Here is a 21540-nt window from a genome sequence, read left to right as displayed (position 1 = left end):
CGAAGCGCTTGATTTCCGACTTCGGATTGTCAGTTCTCGATACGAATATCCGGTTCTGCGCTTCCTGTAATGATTGCTCGTCCATTTGGTAAATCGTTGCCGTCGAGCTTGTGACGTATGCCATCCTCATCAAGACCGAAATGCACCCAGCGGGCTTTGAGCCTTCGCGCGAGTTCCGCCTCGTCGACATGGACAAAGACGGTCAGGTCAAAGAGCGGCTTCAAGCGATCCCAGGGGGGCTGCTGCATCAGCAGATAGATGCCTTCGCAGACGATGATGCGGGTCGATTGCGGGATGAGGCGCCCACCTGCACGCGAGATTTCCAGATCCCGATCAAATACCGGCACGGCGACCACATCTTCGACATTGTCCCTGAGCCGCTGCAGGATATGGCGAAGGCCATGGGCATCAAAGGTGTCGATTGCCCCCTTGTAGGGCAGTCGCCCCTTCTCTTTCAGGACTGCATCGTCCAGGTGAAATCCATCCATCGGAAAAACCGCAGCAAGATCGGTTTCTCGGCGATTGAGCTCTTCCACCAGATGGTCGGCCAGCGTTGACTTGCCGGAACCGGGGGCGCCGGCAATCGCGATCATAAGCCGCCGATTAGGATCGAGCGAAAGAATGTGGTCGGCAAGCTGCACCGCATTGTCGATCAGGTTCGCCATGGTCTGCCTTCCCCGGTCGCTGAGGGTCCGTTCAAATCTACGGAGGCTTCCATACGCCAGTTGGACGAAAACTCAAACAGCCGCAGGGTTGAGCGAAGCGGCAAGCTTAATCACCCGGCCGCCGGCGGCCACGGCGTCGCCTTCGTCATGGGTCACCATCAGCACCGGCAACCCTTCTTCCCGCGCATGGGCAAAGACGAACTGGCGCACATCATCGCGCAATCCGTTGTCGAGCTTGGAAAAGGGCTCGTCGAGAAGCAGTGCCATGGGCTCGGCAAGCAAGGTCCGCATCAGGGCAACGCGCGCGCGCTGGCCACCGGAAAGCGTTGCCGGATCTCGATTGGCAAAACCCGAAAGGCCGGCCCGTTCGAGCGCTTCCTCCACCCGGCCTTGCCGTTCGGCCTTGCCTTTGACATGGCGCACCAGACCGAAAGCGAGATTGTCGCCGACGGACAGATGCGGAAAGAGCAGATCATCCTGGAAGAGCAACCCGATCCGCCGCTTTTCCGGCGCGCGTGCAGTCAGGTCTTCTTCGCCGATCAGCACCTGCCCGTTTGCCTCGAATGCACCGTCGAGATGCCCGCCGATAAAGGCGAGCAGGGTCGATTTGCCAATTCCGCTGCGGCCCATGATCGTTACCACTTCGCCCGGTTCAACCGTGAGGTCGAGGTCCTTGATCAGGGGGGCCTTGCCACCTGCTAGGCAAATCGTCACGTGCTTGAGGATCAGGGGCTTCATGCGGGATCTCCCTTCAAGGCGCGCCGGTCTGCATAGACGATACGCGGCAGGATGAACGCGAGGCTATAGATCAGCATGGGAAGCATAGCCTGCAATGTAGCATAGACACCCACCACCCGGCGGTCGCCGCTGGACGACAGCGCCACGGCTTCCGTGGTCAGCGTGGTCACCCGACCGGCGCCGATGAAGAGGGTCGGGAGATATTGTGCGACGCTCACCGAAAAACCGATGGCTGCCGCCACCATCAGCGGACGCAGCAGGATCGGCAGCTTGACGACGAGGAGAACGCGGGTCGGCGAGGACCCGAGGGCTGCGGCCGCCCGCAGATAGCGGCGGTCCATAGCACGCCATGGATCGGAGAGTGCAAGCATCACATAAGGGAAGACAAAGAGGACGTGACCCCAGAGAACGGCATGCCAGGTGCCGTCCAGGTCCAGCCTCAGGAAAACCAGCTGCAGCCCGTAGAGAAAGCCGATCTGTGGAACCAGCAGCGGCAGATAGAGAAGCGAAGAGGTAATGCCGCCAACGCGCCGGCCGCTGCGGTCCTCCCCTTCAAGCCAGAGGATGGCGAGGGCGAGCGAGAGGAGCGTCGCACTCACCCCAAGCGTGACCGTGTTCAGGAAGGGTGTCAGCCATCCGGAGGAAGTGAGCGACCAGTTGGCCCCTGTCCAGACACTCGGCAGCGCTTCGGTGAAAGGCCAGCGAAAGGTAAAGGACCAGACCAGCAGGGAGAATAGCGCCAGGAAACCGGAGCCAAGCAGAAGCAGCGAAAGCCCGGCTCCCAGCCGGATCAGCGGTTCGCTGCCGACGCCGCGCCCGCCGCGACGCAGCACGGCACGCGCGACCGCAGCCAACAGTCTTTCGCCGATCCACCAGATCCCGATGCCAAGCACCACCAGCAGGGTCTGCAGCATGGCCGCGGCAGAGGCTGGCAGCAGCATGTCGATATTGGCCGCCTGGAACAGCCTTGTCGCCACGACCGAAAGAACCGGCGGATTGGAGGGTCCGAGGATCATCGCCACATCGACGACGGAGAGCGAGAAGGCGAGCACGGCATAGACGGGCAGGCGGATCTGGGCATAGACCTGCGGGAAGATGACCTTGATCCAGACGACGCCACGACCATAACCGAGGCTGCGGCCGATCGCGAGCTGCTGGGCAACCGCGATCTGGTTCAGCGCTGCGGCAATGACCAGCAGGAAGAACGGCACTTCCTTGACCAGCAGCCCGCCAATCAGCGCCAGCCCCATCGGGTCATTGACCGTCATCAGCTGCGGCGGGATCGTGGCACCCGTCAGATATTCGGCAACCAGTCTTGAAAACCAGCCGGACGGAGCAATCAGGAAGGCGATGCCCAGCGCCATGGCCGCATGGGGTGCTGCCAGAAGCGGCGACAGCCAGCGACCGGCACGGCCAAGCCCGATCCGCCCATGCAGCGCGGCGCAGAAGGAAATCGCCAACAGAAGCGACAGGAAGGTTGCGGCAAAGCCGGTGACGAGGCTCAGCCTGACGCTGGTCTCGATGCCGGGAATGGCCAACAGCTTGCGGATCGGCTCGAAACTGAGGTGATCGGCGCCAATCGCCGGCAGGAGGCCGATCGCCGGCAGCGCCGTCTCGTAGAAACCGACAAGGATCGGCACGAGAAGGAAAACGGCGACCACGAGGATCGCCGCTCTGCCGAGGATTTGCCTCTGTGCTGTCATCAGTTGGTGTAACGCCGTGCCCATTCTTCCGTGAGCCGCGTCATCCAGGAGGCGTGGGGTTCGAGAAGCGTCTTGCCGAGCTCCTCATTGGTCGGCAGCGCCTCGGAGGTGGGCAAGGCGGTAAAGAGCGCCTTCTGTTCGTCGCTCAGCTTGGTCTCGTCGAGCACCGAAAAGCTGCCCAGAACCGTGATATCCTGGGCGCGCGCCTGGGTTTCCGGCTCCAGCAGGAAATTGGCGACGACTTCCGCGCCTTCGCGGTTGGCCGCGTTGAAGGGGATGGCGACGAAGCTGATATTGCCGATGGCGCCGATATCCGTCGTGTAGGTTCTGACCGTTTCCGGAAGATCCCCTTCAGCAATCGCGGCAGCGGCACTTGCCGGATCGAACGACATGGTGAAATCGATCTCGGCATCGTTCAGCAGCCTCTGCTGGATCGCCGGGCTTTCGGGATAGGTCTGGCCCTGCTGCCAGAGGTTCGGGCGCAAGGCATCATACCAGGCCCAGAGCGGCGCGGTTGCCGCTTCGAAATTCTCGTCGGTTGCCGGCTGTTGCAGCACGCTCGCATCCGGTGTCAGTTCCACCAGCGCCTGCTTCAGGAATGTCGCGCCCATGAAGTTGGACACCTGCGGATGGGTGAAACGACCCGGATTGGCCTTGGCCCAGTCAAGCAGTGCCGGCATGGAGCGTGGCGGTTCGGATACGCGGGCGGAATCATAGTTGAAGACGAACTTCGCCAGACGCCAGGGCGATTCAAGACCCTCGACCGGGACGGTAAAGTCGACCGAAGCGGCAGAGGCGGGCGACAGATCGAGATAGCGGGCATTCGGCAGACCCTCGACAAAGGGACCATGCAGCAGGCCGTTCTCCTTCATCGACAGGAAGTTCGGGCCATTGATCCAGATGAGATCGACCGAGCCGCCTTCGGTCTTTCCGGCAGCCTTTTCAGCGAGAACCCGGGTCACGGCCTCAGCCGTATCGCTCAACTTCACCTGCTCGACGGAAACGCCGTAGCGCTTCTCGGTCTCTTCACCCACCCAGGCGATGAAGGCATTGGTACGGTCGTCCCCGCCCCAGGCATTCCAGTAGACGGTCTGTCCGCGGGCTTTGGCAAGCGTGTCTTCCCATGTATCTGCGGCCAGTGCCGAGGTTGCAGACAGCGCCAGTCCGATGGAGGCAAGCAAGGCTATGGATCGCATGGAAACTCCCAATGTCTTCACGTTCTTCAAACAGATATTGCGGTTCTTCGTCGCCGGTCGGCGTTGGTCCTTACAGTCGCAGACGAGAGCATCGTCAGGAAAAGCTCTTCCAACCCTGATGCCAGCGCGTCAGCGTCGTGACAAAACACAATACGGCGAAGAGGCCGGCAAGGATTGGAAAGAGTGTCGGCCAGATGCACATGGCCGCGAAAATGGCGATGGTTTCGGCCCCTTCCGTCAAGCCGCCGAGGTAATAGAGCCCCTTGGCCGGATAGGCATCAGCGCTCAAGCCACGCTTGGCCGCAATGGTGGCAAAGGCGAGGAAACTCGACCCCGTCCCGACAAAGGCGGTGATCAGGATGGCTGCGGCGAGCGCGTTCTCGACCGGATCGTAAAGCGCAAAGGCGAGCGGCACGGTGGCATAGAAGAAGAAGTCGAGCGTAATATCGAGAAATGCGCCGCGATCCGTCGGTGTGGTCAGCCGGGCCACGGCCCCATCCAGCCCATCGAACAGCCGGTTCAGACCGATCAGCAGAAGGCCCAGCAAAAAATTGCCCGTGGCAATTGCCGGGAGCGCCGCAAGCCCGATCACAAAGCCGGCTATGGAAAGCTGGTCGGCCTTGACGCCTTTCTCTGCCAGCCAGCCAGCCAGCGGCGCCAGCGCCTTTTTCTGATAGGGCAGGATAAGCCGGTCGATCATGCACCGCGTCTCCAGCCGTGGAACGATTCTAGGAAGGCCAGCGCGCGTGGCGAAACATGGGCGCGCTTCCAGGCACCAGCCACATATTTGTTGGCTTCGGCCATGGTCGGATAGGTGTGGATGGTGCCGAGGATCTTGTTGAGCCCCAACCCATGCTTCATCGCCAGCACATATTCGGCGAGCAGATCACCCGCATGCTCGCCGACAATGGTGACGCCGAGGATCTTGTCCTTGCCCGGCACGGTGAGCACCTTGATGAAGCCCTTGGTGGCGCTGTCGGCAATTGCTCGGTCAAGCTCATGCATTTCGAAGCGTGATACCTCGTAAGGGATCTTCTGCTCCTTCGCCTCCTGCTCGCTCAATCCCACCCGCGCCACTTCCGGATCAATGAAGGTCGTCCAGGGAATGACGCGGTAATCGGCCTTGAACTTGCGCAGAATGCCGAAAAGCGCGTTGACCGAGGCATACCAGGCCTGATGCGAGGCCGTGTGGGTGAACTGGTAAGGGCCGGCCACGTCACCGGCGGCCAATATGTTGGGGAATATCGTTTCCAGATAGGCGTTGGTGTCGACCGTACGATGAACGGGAATGCCCAGTTCCTCCAGACCGAAGCCCTTCAGCCGGGCAGAGCGGCCAACCGCGCAGACCAGTGCATCGAAGGGGACGCGGCTTTCGACGCCTTGGTGCTCGACGAGGATGAAGCGGGTGCCGTCCGTGTCGAGCCCCACCGACAGGGCCTTGTGTCCGGTCATCACCTTGACGCCGTCAGCCTCCAGCATGGTCTTCGCAAGGGCAGACACATCTTCGTCTTCGCGGGCCAGAATACGTGGACCCATCTCGATCTGGCTCACATCGGAGCCGAGCCTGGCAAAGGCCTGGGCGAGTTCCGAGCCAATCGGCCCACCGCCTAGAACCACCATGCGCTTCGGCGGCTCGTCGAGCTTGGCAAAATGCTCCCAAAGCGTGTCGGAGGTCAGGTATCCGCTCTCTTCAATGCCCGGCAGCGGCGGTACAAAGGGTGCAGCACCCGTTGCGATGATGATGGCGCGCGTGGTCAGGCGGCGCTTGGTCCCGTCTGGAAACGTGATTTCCACGGTCCAGGGGTCGATGATGCGGGCATAGCCCTCAAGCACTTCGGCCCCGAGTTTCGTGTAGCGCTCAACGCTATCATTCGGCTCGATCTTCGCGATGATGTCATGGACACGCGCCATCACTGCGCGAAAGCTGAACTCTGGTTTTGCCTTGTGCAGCCCGTAATTGTCGGCATTGCGCATCTGCTGGGCAAGCTTGGCACTCTTGATCAAGGCCTTGCTCGGCACGCAGCCGTAATTCAGGCAGTCGCCGCCCATCTTGTGGGCCTCGACCAGCGTCACCTTCGCCTTTACGGCAGCGGCGATATAGGTGCTGACCAGACCGGCAGCGCCGGCACCGATGACGATCAGATTTCGGTCGAAGCTCTTCGGCTTCGGCCAGCGGCTATAGAGCTTCTGCTTCTTCCAGGCAGTCAGTGCCAGCTTGGCGATCCAGGGGAACAGCGCCAGCAGCACAAACGAGCCGATCAGGCCGGGAGACAGGATGTCGGACGGGTCGGAGATCTGCGAAAGCTGCGTTCCGGCATTCACATAGACTATCGTTGCCGGAAACATGGCAAGCTGGCTCACCCAGTAGAAGGTCGAAGCACGAATGCTGGTCAGACCCATCAAAAGATTGACGACGAAGAAGGGTACGACCGGGATCAGCCGCAGCGAAAACAGGTAGAAGCCGCCGTCGCGTGCCATGCCCTCGTTGATCGCGCTCAGCCTGTCGCCGAAACGGGCCGCGACGCTGTCGCGCAGCAGATAGCGGGCAGCGAGGAAGGCGAGCGTTGCCCCGAGGCTCGAAGCGAAGGAGACGAGGATCGTCCCGTAGACAAGCCCGAAAAGCGCACCGGCAGCGAGCGTCATCAGGGAGGCGAAAGGTAGCGAAAGGGCCGTGACCGCGACATAGACGACAAAGAAGAGGCTTACCGTGATAAGCGGTGCTGATTCCATCCATGCGCCAAACATCGCAAGGTTCTCGCGCAGATCCTCAAGACCGAAACGACCGCCAAGGGCTGCGCCAGCAACAAGGATCACAGCCAAAAGGACCAGTGCAATCAGCGTTTTGCGGTTCATCGTACCTCTCCCCGTCCGGCAGTTGGCCTTTGAAGCGCATGATCTTCATTGCGGACTGGCATGGATTTTCCTCTGGCTTTTTTGCTCATGCCCGTTCGTCGGCCATGGTCTGCGCTTTATTACAGACAAGAGATCGTGAGAACCGCGTGATGAAGCGGCGGTCGATCCAGTCCTTCCATGTCCAGACCCAGCGACCCTCGACATGGAACCAGCCCCATGAGGCCACGGCATATTTCTCGCCGCAGGCCAGAAGATAGAGCACATGGTTGCGCGGCTCATAAGCCTTCAGCGGCTGATCGATAACCCCGAGAGCCACCAGAAGATTATGGGCGAGGACCGGGCCGGCGCGCACGGCATGAACGCCGGATTTCTGGATGCGGGGATCAGAGCGCCCTGAGATGTCACCGGCAGCAAAGATATCGACATGCGAGACGCTTTGATGGGTGGGGCCAACCTTGATGAAGCCCGCATCATCCAGTGACAGCCCCGATGTCCAGGTCAGTTCCGGCGAACGCGCACCCGTTGCGGCGATGACCACATCCGCCGTGATTTCCCGACCGTCATCGAGCATGACACCTCTCGCACTGCCTTCGGCACGATGCGGCAGAACCTCGATCGACAGTCTTTCGAGATTGTTGCGTACACGCCGGTGTACGCCTGCGACATGGCCCTTCAGGTAACCGTTCTTCCCCGTCACCAGCGAGACCGAGAGTTCGGCCACCTTGTCCTTCAGGGCATGTTGGGCTGCCATGGCGAGCTCGACGCCGGCCGCACCACCACCGACCACGACGAGACGCAGCCGACCGGCTTGCACGGCTCTCTCTACCGCAGCATGCCACTCCTCCTGGAAGCGCTCCAGTGGTTTGACCGGCAGCAAAAGGTCTCCGCAGGCTTTGAGACTGTCTTTCTCCGTCTCGCTGCCGATATCGAAAGAGAGCACATCCGCCGTGATCTCGGCACCGGACGACAGCCGGACCATCTTTCTGTCCGCATCGATGGCCACGACCCGATCAGCGATGAACTGCGCGCCTGCGGCTTCAGCGAGTGCTTGAACGTTCAGGCGGATATCCCCGGTCGCGTAATGGCCAGCCAGCCAGCCCGGCAGCATGCCCGAATAATACTGAAACACATCCGGCGAAATCACCGTCACCTTCGGGCGCATGTGGGGAAGGTTCGCAAGGCGCTCCAGTACGAAGAGATGGGCGTGGCCAGCGCCGACCAGCAGGAGATGCTTCTCGGTCGCGGCGCTCAAGCCCAGTCCCCGGCCCAGTCTCCGCCCCAGTCCCTGCCCCCGCGCGACGATTTCAGCACGTTTTCCAACCTAACCCCCTCAAGGATCGCCGTTTACCGCAATCCGCTTGTTGCATTGATAGCGATCCATCGATCCGGTCGCAAACTCTGCCCCGATCCAACTGCTGTCAAACCTTGAATGGCTGTCCGCCTTCACGATCAGGAGAGGAGCGACCGACATCAACGATTTAACCCGCAAGCGCGAACTGTCGATGGTGGAACAAAGTCTATCCTGGCCCGTTGGCGCAAGGCATGGCAGAGGCACATTTCACCAGAGGGACAGGGACGCGCAAGACATGTCGCGCTCCGGCAGGCTTCAATCGACATCGCATCTGTGATGAGTCGAGCCGATGATCGCTGGGCTTAAGTTCCTGCATGTGGCCGCGATTGCGCTTTGGGCAGCCGGCGTGATCGGTCTCCCAGGGCTTTATGTCCAGCGCGCCAGCGTGCGCGACAAGCAGGCCCTCTACAGGCTGCAGAAAAGCGTCCGCTTCGCTTATGTCACCATCGTCTCGCCCGCCGCTTTTACAGCGGTGGCAAGCGGGATCGCGCTGAGCTTTGCACAGGACGTCTTTTCCGGCTGGTTCTCGATGAAGCTCGCTTTCGTGGCGGTGCTCGCCATGCTGCATGTGCTGACCGGCCTCGTCATCATCCGCCTGTTCAACGAGGGCGAGGTCTATCCCGTCTGGCGCTTCGTGCTGGTGACGATCATCTCGGTCTTCGTCGTGATCGCCATCCTGACCCTTGTGCTTGCCAAGCCCGACATCCCGCTTGTCCTGCCTGAGATCCTGTCGGAGCCCGGCGGATTGAAGCGGATCATCTCCGATCTCAGTCCTTGGACGATACCATGAGGCCAATGCCATGATCGAAGATCAGTTTGCCGCCATGCCAACCCGCCACGCCGGTCAGAACCGCTGCCAGGCAGGAGAGAAGCATTCCATGCGGCAGGACGGCCTCTTCCGGACCGATGCCGATCCGCAAGCCCCAATTGGCGCCGGCCACGGAAATCAGCATGATGGCCGCGATCGCATGGGCCCAACTCGCCACCCGCGCCCGGATGCCGGCAACGAGCAGCAGTTCGAACGTGCCGACGACCCCTGCCGCAAGACCGGCAAAGAAGGCAACGCCCGAGGTCCAGAGGCCGACGCGCAGCCAGAAAGAGTCCGCCGTCCACCAATAGAAGACATCGACCGCCAGCGTTCCGAATACAAGGGCGATCGGGAAATGCACGCTCATCGCATGAAGCGGATGACCGGCCACGGCAATCGCCGAAGTCTTGTCCTTCTCCTCCAGTTTCTCGATCACCGGATTGGGTTCGCTTTGGGCGTCTGCCATGGCCTGTCTCCTTTTTGCAGGCTAATCGCGCTCAACGCAGTGCGGTTCCATCGCCGGTTCTCTTTTGCCGTGACTGCCTTTCCCCTGCTGCTTCTCACCGGCTGCAGCGGCGATCTTTCGGCGCTTGACCCGCAGGGGCCGTTTTCGGCAGCGATCGCCAGGCTGTGGTGGGTGATGCTGGCCGGCGCAGCGGCGATCTTCCTGCTGGTGATGGTGCTTTTCGGTCTTGCGCTGTTTCGGCCCCGATTGCTGAACGGCATCTCCCCCCGGACGCTGACGGTCGGCGGCGGTCTGTTCTTTCCGCTGCCCGTCCTTTTCCTGCTCGTTCTCTACAGCGCCATGGAAGGCGAGGTGCTGATCGGCAACAGCGAGGCCGGCGAAGAGCCGATCCGGGTGACCGCCGAGGGGCAGATGTGGCAATGGCGCTTCCATTATCCGGACCCGGACAGCGGCGTGACCAGCCTCAATGTGCTTCACATCCCGGTCGGTCGCGTGGTCGAGGTCACGACGCTGAGCCGCGATGTCATTCACAGCTTCTGGGTTCCCCGCCTGGGCGGCAAGCTCGATGCGACCCCTGGCCATTCGCCGTCCATCAACATCCAGGCCGACCAGACCGGCACCTACGGCGGAGTCTGCGCCGAATACTGCGGCACCGGCCATAGCGGCATGTCTTTTGTCGTCGAAGCACACGAGCCGGACGCATGGCGTGCCGTCATCGAAGATCTTTCCAACGCAGGGGCTGGCTCATGAACATGACACCACCCTCACCCATTCGCCTGCACAAGCAGCTGGAGCGCATCTGGGGTGCCGGTCGCGGCATTGACCGGCTTGCCGCCGTCAATCACACGACCATCGGCAAGCGCTTCATGGCGACCGCGCTCGTCTTCTTTGCCATCGGCGGATTGCTTGCTATGCTGATCCGCACGCAGCTTGCCTCGTCAAACAGCGCCTTCATGGGGCCCGAGCTCTATGCCCAGGTCTTCACCATGCATGGCGTCATCATGATGTTCCTGTTCTCCATCCCCTTTTTCGAGGGCTTGGCCATCTATCTCCTGCCGAAGATGCTCGGGGCCCGCGACCTCGCCTTCCCGCGCATGTCGGCCTATGGCTACTGGTGTTATCTTTTCGGCGGCAGCTTCCTGATCCTGTCGCTGGTCCTCGGCATTGCGCCGAATGGCGGCTGGTTCATGTATCCGCCGCTGACTTCCGGCACCTATACGCCGGATCTGAGCGCCGATGTCTGGCTGCTCGGCATCACCTTTGTCGAGATCTCGGCACTGTCGGCCGCCGTCGAGCTTGCCGTCAGCATCCTGAAGGTCCGCGCCCCCGGCATGTCGCTCACCCGCATGCCGATCTTTGCCTGGTATATACTGGTCGTCGCCTTCATGATGCTGATCGGCTTTCCGCCGCTCATCCTCGGCTCGATCCTGCTGGAATTCGAGCGGGCCTTTGATCTGCCCTTCTTCGATCCGCTGCGCGGTGGCGACCCGCTTCTGTGGCAGCACCTCTTCTGGCTCTTCGGCCATCCGGAGGTCTATATCATCTTCCTGCCGGCAGCGGGCGCGCTCTCGACGCTCATCCCGACCATGGCGCAGCGCCCGCTCGACAATTACGGCCTGATCGTCGTTGCCCTCATTGCCATGGGCTTCATCTCCTTCGGGCTCTGGGTGCATCACATGTATACGGTCGGCATTCCGCATGTGGCGGTGTCGTTCTTTTCTGCGGCGAGCGCACTGGTTGCCGTGCCGACCGGCATCCAGATCTTTGCCTGGATTAGCACGCTTGCCCATGGCCGGCCTCGGCTCACCGTGCCGATGCTGCATGTCTTCGGCTTCTTCTTCGTCTTCGTGCTCGGCGGACTCACCGGCGTCATGCTTGCCATGGTGCCCTTCGACTGGCAGGCCCATGACAGCCATTTCGTCGTCGCCCACCTGCATTACGTCCTGGTCGGCGGCTTCATCTTCCCGATGATGGCGGCCGTCTATTACTGGTTGCCGCATATCGTCGGAAAGCAGCCGATCCAGCATCTGTCCAAGGCCGCCTTCTGGCTGATCTTCATCGGCTTCAACACGACCTTCTTCACCATGCATCTGACAGGCCTTCGCGGGATGCCGCGCCGCGTGCATGCCTATCCGGAGAATGTCGGCTGGGAATTGCTGAACCTCGTTTCCTCGGTCGGCGGTTTCGTCATGACCATCGGCTTCGCGCTCCTCGCCATCGACCTCTTTCTCCTCATCCGCTTCGGCAAGAGGTTCCGCCGCGATCCCTGGGAGGCGGGAACGCTGGAATGGGCAACGCCCACGCCGGCCCCCGCCTATAACTTCGCCTCCATCCCCTTCATCGACCGGCGCGCCGACCGTCTGAAGCCGCGCGAACTCGGGCCAAAGCTTGCACGGGGCGACGGCTATCTGGGCTTTGTCCGCCACGAGCGCATGGAAACGCTGGCCGTCGACATTGTCAGCGGGCGGGTCGAGCAGATCGTCATCCTGCCGCCACGCAGCTTCCTGCCGCTGATCACGGCGATTGCCACAGCCGGCTTCTTTGCCGCCTTCCTGTTCAAGCTCTATGCCTTCACGCCGCTGTTTCTCATCATCATTGCCGGCCTCTTCTTCCTCTGGTCGCGGCAGAACGAGGTGAGGGAGGATGAGGGGCCGCTCGATATCGGGCGGGGTGAGGCCGTGCCGACCCATTTCGAGAGCCTGAAAGCACCATCGCATCTCGCCATGATCTTCGTGCTTGCGGCCAATGCCACGCTTTATGCATCGCTCGTCTTCGGCAGTTTCTTTCTCTGGCTGTCTGCTCCCAACTGGCCGCCGCCCAATCTTGCGAGCCAGGGCCATGTCCTGCCGCTGGTGGTCAGCCTAGGTCTGGCGCTGGCTGCCGTCGCCGCAAGATTTGCGCAGCGGGGTCAAGGCCTCACATGGCTTGCGATCGCTCTTGCCGGGCTTGGCCATCTGGCCGCCATCGGCGGTTTCGCCCTGCTGATGATGACGGTCGCTGCCCAGCCGACCAGCCATTCCGGGATTGCCGCCATCTTCGTGATCTATGGCTATGCCGCGCTTCACTCCACCATGGGACTTGTCTTCGTCCTGCATGGGCTGATGCGATTGCTCTCCGGCGCGGTCTCGCAAAAACGCAACCTCGACCTCAGGATCGCCCGGCTCTGGCATGATTATACGGCGATCGTCGGTGTTATCGCCCTTGGCTTTGTCCCGGTGCTCAAAGCTCTCATTGCGATCGGAGGACAGCCATGAGGCATATCCCGATCCTTTTGACCACCATCGGCTTCGTGCTCTGGTCCGCCGCCTTCCTCGCCATCTACGGGCTGCAGGCAACCGGCTGTCATCTCGGCTGGCAGGTGATGCCACTCTTCGGCACTTCGTTTCTGAGGATCGCGCTGATCGCGCTTCTGATGCTTTCAGTCGTCGCGACGCTGTTCGTCCGGCGCCTGCCGCCGCCAGACAGTCCTCCCCGCTCCCCGCAAACCAGCTTGCCGCTTGGTCTTCGTCCGGGCACGCTTGTCCGGATCACACTTGCCGCCGTCATGGTGATCACCTTTCACGGCGTTTTCTGGCTGAAACTCTGCTGAAATCAGGCAAGCCAGATCGAGATCAGGGCTGCTTCAGGGGTCTGGCGACCGCCATTTTCGATGCCGGTTGCCCAAAGCCCGGCACCGGCGGCATAGGTTCCCGGTTCAAGGCCACCCCTCTCGCACTGGCTGACGGCCCTCACCCGCTTGCCGGCGCGGACAGCCTCTTCTAGAGCCTTTAGAACCACCGGATCGGACATGGCCGTGCCCGAGCCGAAGACCCGCAGAACGGCGCCGTCGAGGCACGATAGGGCAAGCCTCAGAAACTCGGCGGAAATACCCGGAGACAGTGTCAGGATGGCAAACCGCCTGTCGTCGAACACAGGTCGCGCCGACGGTTCCAAGTGATCCTGCGGCACGGAACGGAACGCATCCTCAGCCTCGCTGTCACGCTTGATGAGACCGGCAGCGGGCATCATTTTCCCGGCAAAGGCCAGCGCCACGCCGGGCTCATTCGACAAGGCAGCATCAATCGCCAGCTGAAGATTGCCCTCCGCATCCGCCCCATGACCGAGCGGCTTCATCGATCCACAAAGCACGACGCAACGTCCCTCGCCCGCCAGCGCCTGGGAAAGGGCTGCCCCCGTAAAGGACATGGTGTCGGTGCCATGGGTGATGATGACCGGCAGGCCTTCATGGCTGCGGATCACCTCCAGCATGCGGTTCCAATGACCGGGCCCGACATCGGCACTATCGAGCAGCGGATCGAAGACATGGCTGAAAAGCGCGACATCGGTCGGCAGACGCTCCCCCAGCGCCTGTTCGACCAGACCCGCCTTCGGCGCCAAACCTGCGCCCGTCTCCGCCATGCCGATCGTCCCGCCGGTATGGATCAACAACAGCTTCATGCCCATGCCTCACCCTCATCACTTCGCCGCGCTGTCATAGGGGAGAGGAGATGCGAGTTCAATCGTATGGGGGCAGGCACAGCTCCGGAGGCACTTTTTCCCGCGCCGGTGCAGCCCGATTATGAAAAATCGCGATCTCGGCCCGATAAGGGCTCAAGTCGCAGGTTTTTCCGGTGAGGCGGTTGGTGAGGTGGGCGAGGAGCCTTTATGGCCGCGCCGGAGACGGTAGATGAACTCTCTTCTCATTCAGTAATATCTGCCGCATAATCCGATCGTCAAAATGAGGCGAACGCAGGGCTATGACACCGACATCACGCAAACAGGGCAATGACAGCATCACGGTCGAGGAACGTCTTCTGCAGGAAGCGCGTGATCTGAAACTTGACCTGTCTCGGGCAGCGGCCGACGGCATAGCGCGGGCGGTAAAGGCCGAGAAGGAGCGTCTGTGGAAGACCGAGAATGCCGAAGCGATCAAGGCGTCCAATGATTATGTCGCCAAACACGGTCTACCGCTTGCCCAGTACCGGAAGTTCTGATGGCTCAATTCCGTGTCTATCGTATCGCCCCTGACAACGGGCTGGCGGTTGACCTGCAGAACGACTTGTTCGATGGCCTGTCGACGCGGGTCATGGCACCGCTGGCTCCGGTTCAAGACGTAACCAAGCTTGTGCCGCGCCTCAATCCGCGTTTCGAGATCGATGGCATGGTCTTTGCGATGATGACACAGTTCATTGCAACCGTGCCTGTGCCAGACATCGGCCCCACAGTTATCGATCTTTCAGCGCGCGCCGATGAGATCACCGCTGCGACCGATTTCCTGTTCCAGGGTTTTTGACAACCGTTGGCGGACGCCGTAGCTGATCATCACTTGGAGCAAGGCCGGAAATCGATCCGGTGAATCGATTTCAGCGAACGGAGGCCTGAGCGCGACGCCGCGCGAAGGCGATGAGAGGCATGCTGGCACGACCCACCTCCCCCCAAGCGGGGGAGGACGGAAAATCGAAGGCTTGAGGTCCGCGCAAGCCGCCTAAACTTCAGATTTTCCAGGAGAGGGGCACGGTTATGCTGGCAATCACCTCACCGAGCCCCCCTCTTGCGAAATCTGAGGTTTGGCCCTGAGCGGGCCAATTCCTCGATTTCGCTTTCTCCCCCGCCAAGGGGGAGATGGGTCGTCGCGCCTTCGGCCTTTGCCCCGCATCTGCCCTTCGGGTACCTTCCCTCTCCCCTGGAGGGAGAGGCTTCGGAGCGTTGGCCAGAGGCCAGAAATCGATCCTGTGAATCGATTTCAGCGAACGGAGGCCTGAGCGCGACGCCGCGCGAAGGCGATGAGAAGGCTTAGCCCGATCAGGGCTAAACTTCTGATTTTGTTGGTGAGGGGGTCGGTCAGGCGGGCAGGAATCTTCCCCTCACTGGGAATTTCTATCACTTAGCCAGAGGCTAAGATGCTGAAATTCCATTCTCTCCCTCCAGGGGAGAGAAAAGACCTTCATCACACTTTCGTGATCAAATTGCGCGCCGTCCTCAATTCCCCTCAATCCCTGCGGGTGAATGGGCCCGTTTCGCCTTCGCTTGGGGGATGACCATTCCAAATTCCCCAATCTTTCCAATCACCATACCCCATTTTCATCCCCCTCCGTTTTCTCTGCCTCATACTCGTGCCGTTCCGCCCTCGGATACACCGGACATTGCGAAGTCCGGCGAGGCGGGGCCGGTGCCGGGGTGGAGGGCTGTCGCAGGTCCAAGGCAACGGCGTCGCAACGGTCTCCCTCCCTTCGCCAGGAAGAAGGGACAACCGGCCCGGATGCCGGTTCCTGATCTTCCTGCCTGATCAGAAGGGGCGTGCCTGGGAGGCACACAAGGAGGCGTCCGGCGCCAATGCCGGATGAAAAGACGGCGGGGAGCTCTGAAGATCCGACAAGGATCAAAGGGACATCCCCGGGAATGAGGGTCCGGCCGGGGGTGCACATCCGGCGGGAACCTCCCGGGCCAACCGGCCAGGCTCTTGACCTGTCTCACAAGGACAGGCGGGACCCGACCCTCAAGCCCGGACGACGGAGGATCGCCAATGATCGTCCCGTCACCGCCGCCTCTGCAGCGAGACACTGCGATGGCAAAGACACCGAACAGGGCGCCGGAGGGAGCCACATAAACTACTTAGATAGGTTGCTTCTGGCGCCCTGTCCGAGACGAAAGACAAAGGCCGACATGGCCGCAACCGGAGGGCCAAACCCGACCGGACATTGGCCATGGTTTTTTGACAATTGGAGATTGGAAGGGCCAAAAAATTGGAAGATTTGCAAAAAAGAGGGAACAAATTTTCTTCCTATGCATTTACAGTGGTCCTGCGTCAGGAATTCGGTCACTGCCGTTCCTGACGTTTTGTTTTGAAACTGGAGGTTTTGGCCAAGTTCATGTGTGGCATTTGTGGTGAAGTCAGGTTCGACGGGCAGCCGTCGTCGGTGTCAATTGTTTCGCGAATGGCGGATGTCTTATCGCCCAGGGGGCCGGATGGTTCCGGTGTCATCGTTCGCGGGAATGTCGGATTGGGACACCGGCGACTGAGAATTCTCGATCTTTCCGACAAGTCGCAGCAGCCGATGCTGGACCCGGATCTCGGCCTCTCCATCGTCTTCAATGGCTGCATCTATAACTTCCGGGAACTGCGTCAGGAACTTGAAGACAAGGGCTATCGCTTCTTCTCCGATGGCGACACCGAGGTCATCGTCAAGGCCTGGCATGCCTGGGGCGAGGAGAGCATCTCGCGCCTGCATGGCATGTTTGCCTTTGTCATTCACGAGCGCGACAGCGGTCGGGTCATCATGGTGCGGGATCGCTTCGGCATCAAGCCGCTCTATCTTGCCGACGTGGACGGCAGCCTGCGCTTTGCCTCGACGCTTCCGGCACTCGGGCAGTCCGGCGGGATCGACACGACGATCGACCGGGCAGCCCTTCACCACTACATGAGCTTTCATGCTGTCGTGCCGCCGCCGCGCACCATCTACGAAGGTGTTCGCAAGCTGCCGCCGGCGACGATCCGTGTCTATGAGGCCGATGGCACCTTCCGGGATCGCCGCTATTGGGATCCGGCCTATCAGCGGCTGGAAGCCGATCAGGGCACTTCGCTCGAGGAATGGCAGGACCGGCTTCTTGATGCGCTTCGGCTTGCGGTCAAGCGGCGGATGATCGCCGATGTGCCGGTGGGCGTGCTCCTTTCGGGCGGCGTCGATTCCAGCCTGATCGTCGGACTGCTGGCCGAAGCGGGTCAAACGGATCTGATGAGCTTTTCCGTCGGCTTCGAGGAAGCCAATGGCGAGAAGGGCGACGAATTCGTCTATTCCGACCTGATCGCCAAGCATTTCGGGACCGACCATCACAAGATCTTCGTGCCGTCAGACCAGTTGATGAGTGCACTGCCCGGAACGATTTCGGCCATGTCGGAGCCGATGGTTTCCTATGACAATGTCGGCTTCTACCTCCTCTCCAAGGAGGTGTCGAAACATATCAAGGTGGTGCAATCCGGCCAGGGTGCCGACGAAGTCTTTGGCGGGTATCACTGGTATCCGCCGCTGATGGGTTCCAATGATGTGGTCGGCGATTATGCCCGAGGTTTCCGTGACCGGTCGCATGAGGTGCTGTCGAAGCAGCTTGATCCGCGCTGGCTTGCGGATGAGGATGTCAGCCTTGAACTGCTCAAGCATCACCTGACCCGGGCGGGTGCGGACACGCCGGTCGACCAGGCGCTGCGTCTCGACAGCAATGTCATGCTGGTCGACGATCCGGTAAAACGCGTCGACAACATGACCATGGCCTGGGGGCTGGAGGCGCGGGTCCCTTTCCTTGACCATGAACTGGTGGAACTTGCCGCCCGTATCCCGCCGGAACTCAAGCTCAAGGATGGCGGCAAGGGCATCCTGAAGGACGTTGCGCGCAAGGTAATCCCGAGCGAAGTGATCGACCGGAAGAAGGGCTACTTCCCGGTACCTCAGCTCAAATACATTGCCGGCCCCTATCTCGACATGCTGCGCGACACACTGACCTCACAAAAGGCCCGCGAGCGCGGTCTGTTCAACCACGCCTATCTGGATGAGCTCTTTGCCAATCCGTCCGACCACATCACGCCGCTTCGGGGATCTGAACTCTGGCAGGTCGGTCTCCTGGAAATGTGGCTGCAGACCCAGGAGGTGTGAGATGACGAAGGGGGCCAAGTCACCGGTGTTGCGCAAAGCCGTCCGCAAGGCGAATGCAGTCTCCCATCGCCTGCGGCGACTGCATACGCAGACTTATCCCGACCCGTCAGGGGAGCGCGGCGCAAGCGAACCGGCAAGCAATGTCGTCCTGGATTGTGGCTGGGGGCGGCTCCTCTTCTCCCAGACCTTCGAGAGCAACGAGGCCTTGGTGGCGGAGCTTCTGAAAGAGGCGCCATCGAGCCGTGACATTGCCTTTTACGTCCGTGATCCGCATGTCCTCCTGTCGCTTGGGCCCCAGGACATCTTCCTCGATCCGTCGCACACGTTTCGGCTGGATCTTGCGACCTACAGGCCGGGCGGGCGGCGAACGCGGGGCATCACCATCCGGCGGCTTGCCTCGGAAGAAGATGCCAACGGGATCAACCGGGTCTATGCCGCCTGCGGCATGGTTCAGGTGCGCTCGGACTTCTTCTCCTCCGAGCGCGACAACCGGGCACTCACCTATTTCGTCGCGCAGGACGACGCGACAGGCGAAATCATCGGAACCGTCACCGGGATCGATCACCAGCGGCTGTTTGACGATCCCGAACGAGGCGCCTCGCTCTGGTGCCTCGCGGTGCATCCGCAGGCGCGCCAGCCCGGGATCGGCGAGCGGTTGTTGCGCAAGCTCGCCGAACATTTCCATGCCCGCGGCCTTGCCTATGTCGACCTCTCGGTCATGCATGACAATGCAGCAGCCATCGTCCTTTACGAAAAGCTGAACTTCCGTCGCGTGCCCTTCTTTGCGGTGAAGCGCAAGAATGCGATCAACGAGAAGTTCTTCGCCATGCCGCACAAATCCTATGAGCTTCTCAATCCCTATGCACGGCTGCTCGTCGACGAGGCGACGCGGCGCGGCATTCATGTCGAGATCACCGATGCAGAAGGTGGCTTCTTCCGGCTCTCCCATGGTGGACGCTCGATCCATTGCCGGGAGAGCCTGACGGATCTGACCTCGGGTGTCGCCATGTCGATCTGCGATGACAAGGCCGTGACGCGGCGCATGGTGGAGGAGGCCGGCGTGAAGGTCCCGGCCCAGATCAGCGTCGATGACGATGTGGCGGCGCGTGCCGATTTCCTGAAAACCCATCACAAGCTGGTGGTAAAGCCCGCGCGTGGCGAACAGGGGCGCGGGATTTCGATCGGGGTCAGCACACCCGACCAGCTTGACCAGGCGATTGCCGCGGCAAGGACGGTTTGCGACCGCGTGCTGCTTGAGGCCTGCTTCGAGGGGCAGGATCTGCGGCTCGTCATCATCGACTACAAGCTGGTGGCGGCAGCCATCCGCAGACCGCCGCATGTGGTGGGCGATGGCCAGTCGACAATTGCCACCCTGATTGAGATGCAGTCGCGACGGCGCGCGGCGGCAACGGGCGGCGAGAGCCGGATTCCCGTCGATCAGGAGGTGGAACGCTGCCTTGCCGATCAGGGGCTAAGCCTTGATGATGTGCTGGAAGCCGGTCGCGAGATCATGGTGCGGCGGGCGGCAAATCTTCACACCGGCGGTTCGATCCACGACGTGACGGAACAGGTGCATCCGGATCTGGTCGAGGCAGCCATCGCAGCGGCGCGGACGATCCGCATACCCGTGGTGGGCATCGATCTCATGGTCAAAGACCCGGCGCAGCCGGACTATGTCTTCATCGAAGCGAATGAAAGACCGGGGCTCGCCAACCACGAACCCCAGCCCACGGCCGAGCGTTTCATCGACCTCCTGTTTCCCGGCGCCAAGCGGCTTGCGGCAGGATGACGCCCGGAGATGTCAGCGACGGTCGCGGAGATTGCAGCCGGGCCGATAATAGCCCATAAGTCTCGCCACATGTGAACCTTGGACGGTGGCAAGCAAGATGCAGGGTGAGGACAAGACGACAGGGACAGCGCCACGGTGGCTGGGGCTTGCTTCGGCGAGGCGCTCGGCGCTGATCACACCGATTTCCGCTGCCCGCTGGCTCCTTGTCCTCGTTTTTGCGGCGGCGATCTACTTCTTCCATGGCTTCGTCGTGCCGGTTCTAGCGGCGCTGGTGATCGGCTTTGCGAGTTGGCCGCTTTACCGGCGGCTGCTGACGCAGATCAACGGCAACACGACCATCGGCGCGACGCTGGCGCTCATCTTCATCCTCGCGTTTCTGATCACGCCCATTGGAATCGCCATCGCCTATGCAATCGAGGAAGTCCGCCTCTGGGTCGGCTGGGCGATCGAGGTCAATCGCGTTGGCGCCGATGTACCTGACTGGATTGCCGCCCTTCCGGGTGTCGGCAACTGGCTGGCTGAGCGCTGGGCACGCTATATCGGAGAACCCGGCGCGCTGGGCGAACTGATCCAGATCATCAGCGGCGCCAATATCGGCAATATCTACCGGGCCGTCATCGCGGCGGGCGATGGTGCGTTCCAACTGGTTCTCAGCCTCCTGTTCATGCTGATCGCGCTGTTCTTCGTCTATCGCGACGGCGCAAAGTTTTCGCGCCAACTCGACCTGCTCGGCGAACGTATTCTACCGGACCGATGGGCCCGGATTTCCCGCATCGTGCCCGCCACGATCAGCTCGACCGTGACCGGCATGACGCTGATCGCAATCGCTGAAGGCATCATTCTCGGCATCGCCTATTGGCTGGCCGGTGTACCCTCACCGGTAACGCTCGGGGTCATCACCGGCTTCATGGCGCTCATACCGGGTGGGGCTCCTCTGTCCTTTACCCTGGTGTCGATCTATCTCGTCGCCAGTGGCTCGGTGGTCGAGGGGGTGGCGCTCTTCCTCTGGGGATCGATCGAGCTCTTCATCGTCGACAAGACCGTGAGACCGAAACTGATTGGCGGTCCCATCCAGCTGCCCTTCCTGCCGACATTCTTCGGCCTCGTCGGCGGCGTCAAAACGATGGGCCTGCTCGGGCTCTTCATCGGCCCGGTGCTGATGGCACTGATGGTTTCCATCTGGCGCGAGTGGATCCGCGAAATCGAACTGATGGAGCCAGGGGAGGTCATGGCCGAAAGCCGGTTGGCTGACGACGATTACGAAGACGAAGCAAGACTGGTGGGACGTGCACCACCGGCCTCCATGATCGTGAGTGACCGACAGGGCGAACGATCTTGACGCCTCCG

Annotated in this window: 18 protein-coding genes; 9 read left to right on the top strand and 9 right to left on the bottom strand. The window is 61.3% G+C overall.

Features of this window, described 5'->3' with window-relative positions:
* Window positions 1–29: 29 nt before the first annotated feature.
* From FE840_RS04925 to FE840_RS04895, 7 genes are all read right to left on the bottom strand, one after another.
* Window positions 30–665: a nucleoside/nucleotide kinase family protein gene (locus FE840_RS04925; RefSeq protein WP_138285927.1), complete on the bottom strand. Its 636-nt coding sequence runs from the start codon at window positions 663–665 to the stop codon at window positions 30–32.
* 72 nt (window positions 666–737) lie between these two features.
* Window positions 738–1403, bottom strand: coding sequence for an ATP-binding cassette domain-containing protein (locus FE840_RS04920; protein ID WP_138285928.1), 666 nt, complete (start codon window positions 1401–1403; stop codon window positions 738–740).
* Entirely contained in the window at window positions 1400–3106 is a 1707-nt protein-coding gene (locus tag FE840_RS04915) for an ABC transporter permease (protein WP_138285929.1), read from the bottom strand. The genes FE840_RS04920 and FE840_RS04915 overlap by 4 nt, the downstream gene beginning before the upstream one ends.
* Window positions 3106–4302, bottom strand: coding sequence for an ABC transporter substrate-binding protein (locus FE840_RS04910; RefSeq protein ID WP_138285930.1), 1197 nt, complete (start codon window positions 4300–4302; stop codon window positions 3106–3108). The genes FE840_RS04915 and FE840_RS04910 overlap by 1 nt, the downstream gene beginning before the upstream one ends.
* 94 nt (window positions 4303–4396) lie before the next feature.
* Window positions 4397–5002 carry a CDP-alcohol phosphatidyltransferase family protein gene (locus tag FE840_RS04905; protein WP_138285931.1) on the bottom strand — a complete coding sequence of 202 codons (606 nt, stop codon included), beginning with the start codon at window positions 5000–5002 and terminating at the stop codon, window positions 4397–4399.
* Window positions 4999–7155: an FAD-dependent oxidoreductase gene (locus tag FE840_RS04900; protein ID WP_138285932.1), complete on the bottom strand. Its 2157-nt coding sequence runs from the start codon at window positions 7153–7155 to the stop codon at window positions 4999–5001. The genes FE840_RS04905 and FE840_RS04900 overlap by 4 nt, the downstream gene beginning before the upstream one ends.
* A gap of 85 nt (window positions 7156–7240) precedes the next feature.
* Window positions 7241–8407, bottom strand: a complete 1167-nt coding sequence (locus tag FE840_RS04895) for an FAD-dependent oxidoreductase (RefSeq protein WP_171033648.1) — start codon at window positions 8405–8407, stop codon at window positions 7241–7243.
* A 388-nt stretch (window positions 8408–8795) separates the two neighbouring features.
* On the opposite strand from FE840_RS04895, the gene FE840_RS04890 reads away from it, so the two are divergent.
* On the top strand, window positions 8796–9296 hold the full coding sequence (locus FE840_RS04890) for a CopD family protein (RefSeq protein WP_138285934.1): 501 nt from the start codon (window positions 8796–8798) through the stop codon (window positions 9294–9296).
* Here FE840_RS04890 and FE840_RS04885 read toward each other — a convergent pair.
* Entirely contained in the window at window positions 9274–9780 is a 507-nt protein-coding gene (locus FE840_RS04885; protein WP_138285935.1) for a DUF2231 domain-containing protein, read from the bottom strand. The two genes, FE840_RS04890 and FE840_RS04885, sit on opposite strands and share 23 nt — an antisense overlap.
* Window positions 9781–9849: 69 nt before the next feature.
* On the opposite strand from FE840_RS04885, the gene coxB reads away from it, so the two are divergent.
* Genes coxB through FE840_RS04870 form a run of 3 tightly spaced genes read left to right on the top strand, consistent with a single transcriptional unit; the run spans window position 9850 to window position 13369 of the window.
* The gene (gene coxB / locus FE840_RS04880; RefSeq protein WP_246318852.1) at window positions 9850–10530 is read left to right on the top strand and encodes a cytochrome c oxidase subunit II; all 681 of its coding nucleotides are present in this window, start codon (window positions 9850–9852) and stop codon (window positions 10528–10530) included.
* Complete coding sequence (gene ctaD / locus FE840_RS04875) at window positions 10527–13034, top strand: cytochrome c oxidase subunit I (RefSeq protein WP_138285937.1); 2508 nt, start codon at window positions 10527–10529, stop codon at window positions 13032–13034. The genes coxB and ctaD overlap by 4 nt, the downstream gene beginning before the upstream one ends.
* Window positions 13031–13369, top strand: a complete 339-nt coding sequence (locus tag FE840_RS04870) for a hypothetical protein (protein ID WP_138285938.1) — start codon at window positions 13031–13033, stop codon at window positions 13367–13369. The genes ctaD and FE840_RS04870 overlap by 4 nt, the downstream gene beginning before the upstream one ends.
* A gap of 2 nt (window positions 13370–13371) precedes the next feature.
* Here the strand turns inward: FE840_RS04870 and FE840_RS04865 are convergent, their stop codons facing one another.
* On the bottom strand, window positions 13372–14223 hold the full coding sequence (locus FE840_RS04865) for an asparaginase domain-containing protein (protein ID WP_246318851.1): 852 nt from the start codon (window positions 14221–14223) through the stop codon (window positions 13372–13374).
* A gap of 293 nt (window positions 14224–14516) precedes the next feature.
* Here FE840_RS04865 and FE840_RS04860 point away from each other — a divergent pair, with 293 nt between their 5' ends.
* The 5 genes from FE840_RS04860 (at window position 14517) to FE840_RS04840 (ending at window position 21532) form a co-directional block, all read left to right on the top strand.
* Window positions 14517–14753 (top strand): type II toxin-antitoxin system CcdA family antitoxin, encoded by a 237-nt coding sequence (locus tag FE840_RS04860; protein ID WP_138285939.1) that lies wholly within the window; start codon window positions 14517–14519, stop codon window positions 14751–14753.
* The gene (locus FE840_RS04855) at window positions 14753–15052 is read left to right on the top strand and encodes a CcdB family protein (RefSeq protein WP_138285940.1); all 300 of its coding nucleotides are present in this window, start codon (window positions 14753–14755) and stop codon (window positions 15050–15052) included. The genes FE840_RS04860 and FE840_RS04855 overlap by 1 nt, the downstream gene beginning before the upstream one ends.
* A gap of 1576 nt (window positions 15053–16628) precedes the next feature.
* A complete protein-coding gene (locus FE840_RS04850; protein WP_138286019.1) occupies window positions 16629–18404 on the top strand; it encodes an N-acetylglutaminylglutamine amidotransferase in 1776 nt (591 codons plus the stop codon).
* Between the two features lies 1 nt (window position 18405).
* Window positions 18406–20193 carry an N-acetylglutaminylglutamine synthetase gene (gene ngg, locus FE840_RS04845; RefSeq protein WP_138285941.1) on the top strand — a complete coding sequence of 596 codons (1788 nt, stop codon included), beginning with the start codon at window positions 18406–18408 and terminating at the stop codon, window positions 20191–20193.
* 97 nt (window positions 20194–20290) lie between these two features.
* The gene (locus FE840_RS04840; RefSeq protein WP_138286020.1) at window positions 20291–21532 is read left to right on the top strand and encodes an AI-2E family transporter; all 1242 of its coding nucleotides are present in this window, start codon (window positions 20291–20293) and stop codon (window positions 21530–21532) included.
* Window positions 21533–21540: the final 8 nt, after the last annotated feature.

It is taken from the genome of Peteryoungia desertarenae (genome assembly GCF_005860795.2).
In the GTDB taxonomy this organism is placed as follows: Bacteria; Pseudomonadota; Alphaproteobacteria; order Rhizobiales; family Rhizobiaceae; genus Allorhizobium; species Allorhizobium desertarenae.
The sequence above is the reverse complement of the archived record's forward strand: the minus strand, read 5'-3'. Positions and strand labels throughout refer to the sequence as shown.